Origin of the sequence: Streptomyces sp. NPDC047072, assembly GCF_040643855.1 — a bacterium.
GTDB lineage: Bacteria > Actinomycetota > Actinomycetes > Streptomycetales > Streptomycetaceae > Streptomyces.
Map to the genome: position 1 here is coordinate 1 of NZ_JBEYVC010000268.1, position 9,997 is coordinate 9,997.

Annotated in this window: 10 protein-coding genes; 2 read left to right on the top strand and 8 right to left on the bottom strand. The window is 72.2% G+C overall.

Features of this window, described 5'->3' with window-relative positions; genetic code table 11:
• Positions 1-84: 84 nt before the first annotated feature.
• From pstS to ABZ896_RS50185, 8 genes are all read right to left on the bottom strand, one after another.
• Positions 85-1,209, bottom strand: coding sequence for a phosphate ABC transporter substrate-binding protein PstS (gene pstS / locus ABZ896_RS50150; RefSeq protein WP_360945333.1), 1,125 nt, complete (start codon positions 1,207-1,209; stop codon positions 85-87).
• A 221-nt stretch (positions 1,210-1,430) separates the two neighbouring features.
• Positions 1,431-1,865 carry an NUDIX hydrolase gene (locus ABZ896_RS50155; RefSeq protein WP_360945335.1) on the bottom strand — a complete coding sequence of 145 codons (435 nt, stop codon included), beginning with the start codon at positions 1,863-1,865 and terminating at the stop codon, positions 1,431-1,433.
• The gene (locus ABZ896_RS50160) at positions 1,862-2,905 is read right to left on the bottom strand and encodes a CHAD domain-containing protein (protein WP_360945338.1); all 1,044 of its coding nucleotides are present in this window, start codon (positions 2,903-2,905) and stop codon (positions 1,862-1,864) included. The genes ABZ896_RS50155 and ABZ896_RS50160 overlap by 4 nt, the downstream gene beginning before the upstream one ends.
• Positions 2,886-5,120 (bottom strand): RNA degradosome polyphosphate kinase, encoded by a 2,235-nt coding sequence (locus tag ABZ896_RS50165; protein WP_360945341.1) that lies wholly within the window; start codon positions 5,118-5,120, stop codon positions 2,886-2,888. Before ABZ896_RS50165 ends, ABZ896_RS50160 begins: the two co-directional genes overlap by 20 nt.
• A 298-nt stretch (positions 5,121-5,418) precedes the next feature.
• Entirely contained in the window at positions 5,419-6,183 is a 765-nt protein-coding gene (locus ABZ896_RS50170; protein WP_360945344.1) for a hypothetical protein, read from the bottom strand.
• A complete protein-coding gene (locus tag ABZ896_RS50175; RefSeq protein WP_360945347.1) occupies positions 6,180-7,136 on the bottom strand; it encodes a hypothetical protein in 957 nt (318 codons plus the stop codon). The genes ABZ896_RS50170 and ABZ896_RS50175 overlap by 4 nt, the downstream gene beginning before the upstream one ends.
• Complete coding sequence (locus ABZ896_RS50180; RefSeq protein ID WP_360945349.1) at positions 7,133-8,227, bottom strand: ABC transporter ATP-binding protein; 1,095 nt, start codon at positions 8,225-8,227, stop codon at positions 7,133-7,135. Before ABZ896_RS50180 ends, ABZ896_RS50175 begins: the two co-directional genes overlap by 4 nt.
• A complete protein-coding gene (locus ABZ896_RS50185; protein WP_360945352.1) occupies positions 8,224-8,610 on the bottom strand; it encodes a GntR family transcriptional regulator in 387 nt (128 codons plus the stop codon). Before ABZ896_RS50185 ends, ABZ896_RS50180 begins: the two co-directional genes overlap by 4 nt.
• 125 nt (positions 8,611-8,735) lie before the next feature.
• Between ABZ896_RS50185 and ABZ896_RS50190 the strand changes: the two genes are divergently transcribed.
• Together ABZ896_RS50190 and ABZ896_RS50195 are read left to right on the top strand one after the other, a co-directional pair.
• On the top strand, positions 8,736-9,278 hold the full coding sequence (locus ABZ896_RS50190) for an RNA polymerase sigma factor (protein WP_360945355.1): 543 nt from the start codon (positions 8,736-8,738) through the stop codon (positions 9,276-9,278).
• The coding region (locus tag ABZ896_RS50195; protein WP_360945358.1) for a zf-HC2 domain-containing protein at positions 9,275-9,997 on the top strand (723 nt) is incomplete at its 3' end. The genes ABZ896_RS50190 and ABZ896_RS50195, both read left to right, overlap by 4 nt.

Below are 9,997 nucleotides of genomic sequence, written 5' to 3' on the forward strand. Positions count from 1 at the left end.
GGGGGGGGGGCGGGGGGGGGGGGGCCCGGGGCGGGGGGGGGCCGGGCCGGGGCCCTGGGATCCCGGGCCGGACCGCACCTCGGATCAGCTCAGGCCCTCGATGGTGGTGCGGACCTTGGCGATGATGTCGGCCGGGATCGGCGCGTAGTCGTTCTCGGCGAGGACCTTCTGGCCGTCCTCGGAGGCGATGTAGCGCAGGAAGGCCTTGGTGGCGGGCAGCGTGTCGGCCTTGTTGCCCTTGTCGCAGGCGATCTCGTAGGTCACCAGGACCATCGGGTAGGCGCCGTCGGCCTTGGTGGCGTAGTTCAGCTTGAGCGCCAGGTCGGAGCCGGTGCCGACGACCGTGGCCTCGCCGATGGCCTTGGTGGCGTTGTCGACGGTGGCCTCGACCGGGGCGGAGGCGCCGGTGTCCAGGGAGGCGGCGTTGATGCCGTCCTTGGCGTACGACAGCTCGAAGTAGCCGATGGCGCCGTTGGTCTGCTTGACCTGCTGGGCCACACCGGAGGAGCCGGACGCCGACTGGCCGCCCTTGGCCTGCCAGGCCTTGCCGCCCGTGTAGGGGAAGTCGGACTTGGCGGTGGCGATCAGGTACTTGGTGAAGTTGTCCGTGGTGCCGGACTCGTCCGAGCGGTGGAACGCCTGGATCTTGAGGTCGGGGAGCTTCACGCCGGAGTTCAGCGCGGCGATCGCCGGGTCGTTCCAGTTGGTGATCTTGCCGTTGAAGATCTTGGCGATGACCGAGGCGTTCAGCGTGAGCTTGTCGACGCCGGAGACGTTGAAGCCGACCGCGATCGGGCCGCCGACCATGGGCAGGTCGATGGCCTGGCCGCCGGTGCAGACCGACTTGGAGGCGGTGACCTCTTCGGGCTTGAGCGCGGAGTCCGAACCGGCGAAGGCGACCTGGCCCTGGTTGAACGCGGTGATGCCCGCGCCGGAGCCGGAGCCCTTGTAGTTGATCTGGACGCCACAGGCCTGGGTGAACTGCTTGACCCAGGCGTCGATCGCGTTCTTCTGCGCGGAGGAGCCGTCGGCGAGCAGCTGGCCCTTGGCGTCGTCGCACTTGATGCTGCTGGCCGCGGTGGACGACGAGGCGCTGCTGTCGCTGCCGCTGCTGGTGTCGTCGGAGCCGCACGCCGTGAGGGCCAGGGCGCCGGAGACGGCGAACGCGCCGAGAGCGAGAACTCGCCGGTTCTTGCGCTGAAGCTTCACTGAGGAATGTCCTTCCGAGAGCCGCCGTCCTGAATCCGGCGGCGTGCGAAGAGTGGGTGATGCGGACACGTCTTCTGGATGCGTCCCACATCGCGTAAGGCCGAAATTAGGCAGATCAGGTGAAGGCGCCGATTGCCGTAAATGAACGGCGGGTGAACCCCTGAGGACGGTGCGGTGAGGTCACGGAACGCTCACGTCGAGGACACGGAGTGATTCCGGCGTCAGGCCGCCAGCAGGGCGTCCACCAGAGCGCGGTCCCGCGGATGGGTGAGGCGGTTCCTGGCGGCCGTCGGGGGCAGCCAGAGGATGCGGTCGACCTCGTCGTTGGGGGTGAAGCCGCCCTCGGTGGCCTCGGCCGCCCAGTAGTGGACGACTTTGGGGCGGCCGTTGGCGAGGTAGCGGACGGTGGGCAGCCGGGCGCCGGGGGCGGCCGCGTAGCCGGTCTCCTCCGCGACCTCGCGGCGCGCGCCGTCGAGCGGGTCCTCGTCGCGCTTCAGCTTGCCCTTGGGATGCGACCAGTCGTCGTATTTCGGTCGGTGGACGAGACAGATCTCCAGGGCGTCGTCGACCGGGGAGCGGCGCCACAGGACGCAGCCGGCCGCCTGGACAGGGGATTGCCGGGTCTCGGTCACTGGCGGGTCACCGTCCTCCTTCACATACGGACTGTCTCTTTCTGCCAGCACTGCTGGAACGCGAAGCGGGCCGCCTCCACCTCGTGGCGCTGGTCCGCGTGCAGGACGCCGAGGGCGTACGCCGTCGCCGGGGCGATCCGCGGGGTGCGGGCCGCCGAGGCCGCCGCCGCTGCCGCCTCCGAGGCGTCCCGGTGCCGGTCCAGGGCCTGGCCCGCGGTGAGCAGGCGTACGTCCGCGCAGGCGGCGCCCTCCAGGACCTCCTGGGCGTACCGGTGCAGGCGCAGCAGCAGGCGGACCTGGTGCCAGGGGGCGTCCTGGGGGTGCGGGGACGGGTCCGGGGAGAGGCCGTGGATGAGGGCCTCGGCGTTGTAGGGGTGGCCCGCGGTGACCAGAGGGAGCGCGGTCGCCGCGTCCTGGAGGCGGTCCTGGGCGGCGGTGGCGTAGGGGAGGAGGTCGGTGGTCGTTGCCTTTTGGGTGAGGGGGACTTCGCTTGCCAGTACGGCGATGCTGTCGGCGACCGCGTGGAAGCGGGAGGAGCCGAGCGCCTGGAGGGCGGTGCTGTGGGCCCGGGTGCGGGCGAGGGTGAGCTGCCGGTCCAGGAGGGCGCCGGCCTTCGCCGCGCCCACGGTGAGGTTGCCGCGGTCCGGGGCGCTCGGCGGCGGGGTCACCCGGTCCGCCTGGGTGGGGAACACCGCCCCCGACAGCCGGTGCAGCGCCAGCAGCAGCCGTTCCAGCCGGGACTCGTACGCGTGCTCCATCCCCAGCGTGCCCGACAGCCAGGCCAGTTCGGGGCGCAGGGACTCCGACCAGTCGGCGTCCAGGAGGGGGCGGAAGGTGTGGAGGCTGGCGCTGATGCGGCGGACCGAGCGGCGCAGGGCCCGGGCCGCGTCGACGGGTTCCTCCGCGCCGACGGCGCCGGCCGTCGCCGTACCGCCGGATTCGCGGTGCTGGCGCAGGGCGCGGAGGAACTCCGTGGCCTGGGCCCGCAGGTAGCCCGCGAGGGCGTCACCTGTGACCGGGCCGGCCAGGGAGGGATCCGTCGGGTCAAGGTGTTGCTGTGCCACGCCGGCGCCTCCGGGCGTCTATGAGCATCTCCTGGACGTTGCGCAGGGGCTGGCCGTCCGCGTCGGTGGCGTGCCGGGTCCACTCGCCGTCCGGGCCGAGGTGCCAGGACGCCGTGGTGTCGGACATGCCGGTCTCCAGCAGCCGGTTCAGGGCTGCCCGGTGGGCCGGGTCGGTCACCCGCACCAGCGCCTCGATACGGCGGTCGAGGTTGCGGTGCATCATGTCGGCGCTGCCGAACCACACCTCGGGCTCGCCGCCGTTGCCGAAGGCGAAGACCCGGGAGTGCTCCAGGAACCGGCCGAGGATCGAGCGGACCCGGATGTTCTCGGACAGGCCCGCCACGTCAGGGCGGATCGCGCAGATACCGCGCACCCAGACGTCGACCGGCACACCCGCCTGGGAGGCCCGGTAGAGGGAGTCGATGAGGGCCTCGTCGACCAGCGAGTTGACCTTGATGCGGACGAAGGCCGGGCGGCCTGCGCGGTGGTGCTGCACTTCCTTGTTCACGCGCGCGATCAGGCCGTCGCGCAGGGACTTGGGGGCCACCAGCAGGCGGCGGTACGTCTCCCGGCGGGAGTAGCCGGAGAGGCGGTTGAAGAGGTCCGAGAGGTCGGCGCCGACCTGCGGGTCGGCGGTGAGCAGGCCGAGGTCCTCGTAGAGCCGGGCCGTCTTGGGGTGGTAGTTGCCGGTGCCGACATGGCTGTAGCGCCGGAGCGTCTCGCCCTCCTGGCGGACCACCAGGGACAGCTTGCAGTGGGTCTTGAGGCCCACCAGGCCGTAGACGACGTGGCAGCCGGCCTCCTCCAGCTTGCGCGCCCACTTGATGTTGGCGTGCTCGTCGAAACGGGCCTTGATCTCGACCAGGACGAGGACCTGCTTGCCGGCCTCGGCGGCGTCGATGAGCGCGTCGACGATCGGGGAGTCGCCGGAGGTGCGGTACAGGGTCTGCTTGATCGCGAGGACGTCCGGGTCGTCGGCCGCCTGCTGGAGGAAGGCCTGGACGGACGTCGAGAAGCTGTCGTACGGGTGGTGCAGGAGCACGTCGCGGGCGCGCAGGGCCGCGAAGATGTCGGGCGCGGACGCCGACTCGACCTCGGCCAGGTCGCGGTGGACCCCGGCGATGAACTTGCGGTACTTCAACTCCGGCCGGTCGAGCCCGGCGATGCGGAAGAGGCCCGTGAGGTCGAGCGGACCCGGCAGCGGATAGACCTCCGCCTCGGAGATCTTCAGCTCGCGCACGAGGAGGTCCAGCACCTCGCGGTCGATGGACTCCTCGACCTCCAGGCGCACCGGCGGGCCGAAGCGGCGCCGCATGAGCTCCTTCTCCAGGGCCTGGAGGAGGTTCTCGGCGTCGTCCTCCTCGACCTCCAGGTCCTCGTTGCGGGTGACCCGGAAGGTGTGGTGCTCCAACACCTCCATGCCCGGGAACAGCTCCTCCAGATGGGCCGCGATCACATCCTCGATGGGGACGTAGCGGCCGGGGGAGGACTCCAGGAAGCGGGAGAGCAGCGGCGGGACCTTGACCCGGGCGAAGTGCCGGTTGCCGTTGACCGGGTTGCGCACGATCACGGCGAGGTTCAGGGAGAGGCCGGAGATATAGGGGAAGGGATGCGCCGGGTCGACCGCGAGCGGGGTGAGGACGGGGAAGATCTGGTGCCGGAACAGGGTGAAGAGACGGGCCTGTTCCTTCTCCGTCAGCTCGCTCCAGCGGACCAGGTGGATGCCCTCCTCCGCGAGCGCGGGGGCGACGTCCTCGTGGTAGCAGGCGGCGTGCCGTGCCATCAGCTCGCGGGAGCGGGCCCAGATCATCTCCAGGACCTCGCGCGGCTGGAGGCCGGAGGCGGAGCGGGTGGCGACGCCGGTGGCGATACGGCGCTTCAGTCCGGCCACCCGGACCATGAAGAACTCGTCCAGGTTGCTGGCGAAGATGGCGAGGAAGTTGGCCCGCTCCAGCAGGGGGGTGTTCGGGTCCTCGGCGAGTTCCAGGACGCGCTCGTTGAAGGCGAGCCAGCTGCGTTCCCGGTCGAGGAAACGACCCTGCGGAAGCCGGCCGTCCCCGTCGGCCACCGCTTCCTCGTACGCGTCCAGATCCGCGTCGATGTCCGGTTCCAGATCGGAGACCGTGGCCGCCACGGTGTGCGGGCGGTGCGCGGCTATGGAGCCCACGGAGGGCTGCGCGTGCTGGACGTCTGCCTGGGTGTTCGACTGGCTCATGGAGCCATTCTTCCGCGCCAGGAGCGATACGGGCGCGTCGGAACGCGCGAGCGGGAGCGTACGGACGGCGGGGACGTCCTCGTTTCCCGTGATCCCCTCCGGGGGAGGCGAAGGCTCTGGCGCGGCGGGCTTCATTCGGTGAGGGTCGCAAGCCCGTCTGAACCAATGGTTACGGCGACATGGCGTTCGGGATATCGGGGGACGGCTCCCGTACGTCGACAGAGGCGCCCCGCACGTCAGCTGTCCCGTGGGGTGACGTGCGGGGCGGGTGCTCCGGCGGCTCGGTCCGAACGGCGGCTCAGTCCGTACGGCGGCGCAGCACGAGGAAGGCGGCGACGGTCGCGAGGACGGCGACCGTGAGGAGGACGCCGGTCTCCCCGAGGTTCATGGTCCAGAAGTCGGAGGCGGGCCGGCCCTCGAAGTCGCGCCGCGCCTCCAGGGACCGGTTGAGCACGATCATCACGGCGACCGAGACGCCGAGGGCCGGCAGCGAGCGCCGGATCAGCAGCGCGGTGAGCGTGCCGACCGCGAGGGCGCACAGGCCGTACGCCACCACGGCCGGGCCGCGTGCCGCGAACACGTCCGGGAAGGCCCAGCCGTCGCCCATCAGGTCCCGGTGTGCCGCCCAGGCCCAGCGGTAGACGGGGACGAAGACCGCGCCGCCGAGGACGATCGCCAGCGCGGGCAGGGTGAGCTTCACGGCCAGCCAGCGGGTGGGCGTGACGTGCTGGGTCCAGGCCAGGCGGGCGGTGCCGGACTCCAGCTCCCGGCCGATCAGGGCGCCGCCCGCCCAGGCGGCGACGGCCCAGAAGCCGTAGTAGAAGAAGGTGCTGATCCAGCCCATGGCTCCGCTGTAGGAGTGCAGGGCGCCGACGCCGCACAGGCTTCCGTCCCTCGGGCAGGCGGCGAGCGTTTCGTGGACCGAGCCGGCGGTGACCTCGGTCAGCCACACCAGGTAGCCGACGCAGGCCAGCACGAAGGCGGTCCACACGATCAGGGCCGTGCGGTGCAGCCGCAGCACCGTCCAGACCATTCCCCTCGGTGTGACGGCGGCCGCGCTCACGGCGCGACCGCCCGGCGGCGCAGGACCGCGAACGCGAGGGCGACGGCGAGCACGGTCAGGCCCAGCAGGACGCCGGTCTCCAGGAGTTGGCGGGGCCAGTAGTCGGGGGAGGGCAGGTACTGGCGGGTGAAGCGGACGATGTCGTGCTTGGCCAGGCAGGCCTGGTCGGTGTAGCAGCCGGGGTCGCTGATCTCGCGGCCGGTGGAGGTGATGGCCCCGCTCCTGGAGTGCAGCTCCGGGGTCTGGTAGCGGCCCTGGAAGGGCCAGTGGTTGCCGCGGAAGGCGTAGACCAGGAAGTAGGCGAAGCCGCTGAAGGCGAGGGCGGGCAGCACCTTGCGGGCCAGCAGGCCGATGAGGGCGCCGAGCGCGAGGCCCAGCAGGGGCGCGGCGACGGTGGCGGGGCCGAGGGAGTAGTAGAGGGAGCGCGGGCCGATGCCGGCGATCAGCAGGTTGGCGTGGTCGGACCACAACTGCCGGTACAGCAGCGTCAGCAGGCCGGTGCCGAGGACCACGAAGCAGGCCGGCACGGCGAGTTTGACGGCGAGCCAGCGTGCCGGGGAGACGGACTGGCCCCAGACGAGCTGGGCGGTGCCGCTCTCCAGTTCACGGGCGATCAGCGGGCCGCCGGCGAACAGGGCGATCGCGAAGGAGCCCAGGGTGAGCAGGGTGTCCGGGTTGTAGAAGAGGTCGTTGTAGGTGCCCAGGTCGAAGTAGCCCAGCAGGGTCGAGGACGCGGTCTCCTGGATGCCGCCGTAGCCGAGCTTCTCCAGCAGCTTCCGGGGGGCCTCGGCGCGGGGACCGTCCAGCCACAGCAGGAGGGCCGCCGTGAGGACGACGAAGGCGAGCCAGATCACCAGGGCGGTGCGGTGCAGGCGCAGGACGGTGCGGACCAGGCCGCCGGGCCGGGGGGCCGCCACGCGCGCGGGAGCCCTGTCGAGGGTGGGGGCGCTCATGCGGTCACCGCCTGCGGGGACGGGGTCGTGCCCGGGGTGAGGAGCGCGGGGGCCTCGGGGGCGCGCAGATGGGCGAGGAGCAGCTCCTCCAGGGAGGGTGCCTCGGCCGCCCAGGACGGGTCGACCGGGCCGTCGCGCCGGATCAGGGCGGTCAGGCCGCGTCCGGCGGTGCGGGACTCGACGACGAGGTGCCCCGCGCGCGTGAGGTCTTCTTCGGTGCCGCGCCCGGTGACCAGGGTGTGCGCGGCGAGCAGGTCGTCGATGCCGCCGCCGAGCCGGACCCGGCCGCCGCCCAGGTGCTGTCCGGAGTTTCCCGTCGTCTGCCCGAAGGGCAGGCCGCGCGGCGTCTGGTGCGGTGCATCGGCGTGCGGCCGGATCGTCCTCGTACTGGACGTACTTGGATGATTCGGCCGTGCGTCGAGGTGCCGTGCCAGGCGTCGCGCGGCAGACGGGAAACTCCGGACAGGACCTAGGAGCAGCAGGTGGTCGCAGGCGTCGGCGAGTTCGGCGACGATGTGCGAGGACATCAGCACGGTGGTGCCGCGGTCCACGGCGTCCGCCATCAGGGTGCCCATCAGCTCGTGCCGGGCGAGCGGGTCGAGGTCGGCCATCGGCTCGTCGAGCAGCATCAGCTCGGGCCGCTTGCCGAGCGCGAGGGCGAGCGCGACGCGGGTGCGCTGGCCGCCGGAGAGCCCGCGGATCTTCGCCTTCGGGTCGAGGGAGCCCTGCGCGACGACCTCCTGCGCGTACGGCGCGTCCCAGCGCCTCGGGTTCAGCTCGGCGCCCATCCGCAGCGTCTCGGCGATGGTCAGCTGCGGGTAGAGCGGCTTGTTCTGGGCGAGGTAGGCGATCTTGTCGCGGTTCTCGTGCGGGGAGCCGCCGAACACGGTGAGCGTGCCGTCGGTGGGCCTCAGCAGGCCTGCGGCGATCGCCAGCAGGGTGGACTTTCCGGCGCCGTTGGGGCCGACCAGCGCGCTGATCCGGCCGGCGGGCAGGCGGAAGGAGCAGCCGTCGAGGGCGGCGGCCCGCCGTCCGTACCGCTTGCCGAGCCCGGCTGCCTCGACGGCGGCCGGGGTGCTGGTGGAACTCACTGGTCCCCCTTAGGGAAATGATGATCGAGTACGGCGGTGAAGAGCGCGTCGGCGTCCTCGCGCCCCAGGCCCGCGGCGACGGCGCGCCGGGCCCACTCGTCGAGCTCGGCCCGCAGGGGCGAGTCGGCCGGCTGGGCGCCGAGGGTGCGGCGGACGAAGGTGCCCAGGCCCCGCCGGGCTTCGACCAGGCCCTCGCGTTCGAGTTCGCGGTAGGCCTTCAGGACGGTGTTCGGGTTGATGGCGGTGGCCTCCACGACCTCACGGGCCGTGGGCAGCCGGTCGCCCGGTTCCAGCAGGCCCAGGCGCAGGGCCTGTTTGGTCTGCTGGACGATCTGCACGTAGGTGGCGACGCCGGAGCGCCGGTCGATGCGGTAGTCGACCACCGGTACAACCACCCTTTCACTAATTGAGTAGTGAAAGGGTGGTGGAAGGGGTCCCGAAAAGTCAAGCGTGGTTCTGTGAACCGGTCGGCGGGGGTCGTGCGATGAAGGGGCGTGAGGGAGACGACGTGAGGGATACGAGAAGCGACGGGGAGCTGCTGCGGGCCATCGCGGCGGACGGGGACCGGCGCGCCTTCGAGGAGCTGTACCGGCGGTACGCGCCGTGGTTGCTGGCCCGGATGCGCAGCCGCTGCGCGGACCACGGCGTGGTTGACGACGTGGTGCAGGAGACCTTCCTCGCGGTGTGGCGCGGCACCGCGCGCTACCGCGAGGAGGGCGATGTGGCCGGCTGGCTCTGGCGGATCGGCTCGCGGCGGCTCATCGACGTGCTGCGCGGCGACGGGGCGCGGGGGCGGCTGCGCCAGACCCTGTCCCGGCTGCGCCACCGCGACGAGGCCTCCGCGGAGGAGCGCGTCCTCGCGGGCGTGGAGCACGGCGACCTGGCGGGCGCCCTGATACGGCTCTCGCCCGAGCTCCGGGCGGTCCTGCAGGCGACGGTCATCGACGGGCTGACCACCCGCGAGGCCGCCGTCCTCCTGGGCATCCCCCCGGGCACGGTCAAGACACGGGCGCTGCGCGCGCGTAAGCAACTGCGGGAGGCGCTGGCATGACCTGGCATCTGCAAGAAGAGGACGTACGGGCTTACTCCCGGGGTGAGTTGACCGCCCCCCTGCTGTGGTCCGCCGACACCCACCTCGCCGCCTGTGCCGAGTGCCGGGCCGTGCTCGCCGAGGCCGGGGACCCGGTCGCGCTGGACGCTGGGTGGGAGCGGCTGGACGCCGAACTGGACGCGCCCCGGCCCGGGTTGCTGGAGTCGCTGCTCGTGCGGGTCGGGATCGCCGACCACATCGCGCGGCTGCTCGCGGCCACGCCCGTGCTGCGCCGCTCCTGGCTGGCCTCCGTCGCCTTCCTGCTGCTCGTCACGGTCGGCGCGGTGCGCACCACCGACTCCCCGACGCTCTTCCTCGCCCTCGCCCCCCTGCTGCCGCTCGCCGGGGTCGCCCTGTCCTACGGCCGGGTCCTAGACCCGACGTACGAGATGGCGGTCGTCGCCCCCATGCACGGTTTCCGGCTCCTGATGATCCGTACGCTCGCCGTCCTGGTCGCCGGCCTCGGGCTGAACGGCCTGGCCACGCTCGCCCTCCCCGCGTACGGCCTGCGCGCCCTGGCCTGGCTGCTGCCCGCGCTCGCCCTGACCGCGACCGGCCTCGCCCTCACCCCGCGCCTCGGCCCGGTGTTCGCACTCCCCGCCGTGCGCACCCGCGGCGTCAATCTCGCGATCATCACCCTGGGCCTCGGCACCACCCTGGAGGCGATGGTCTTCCAGAAC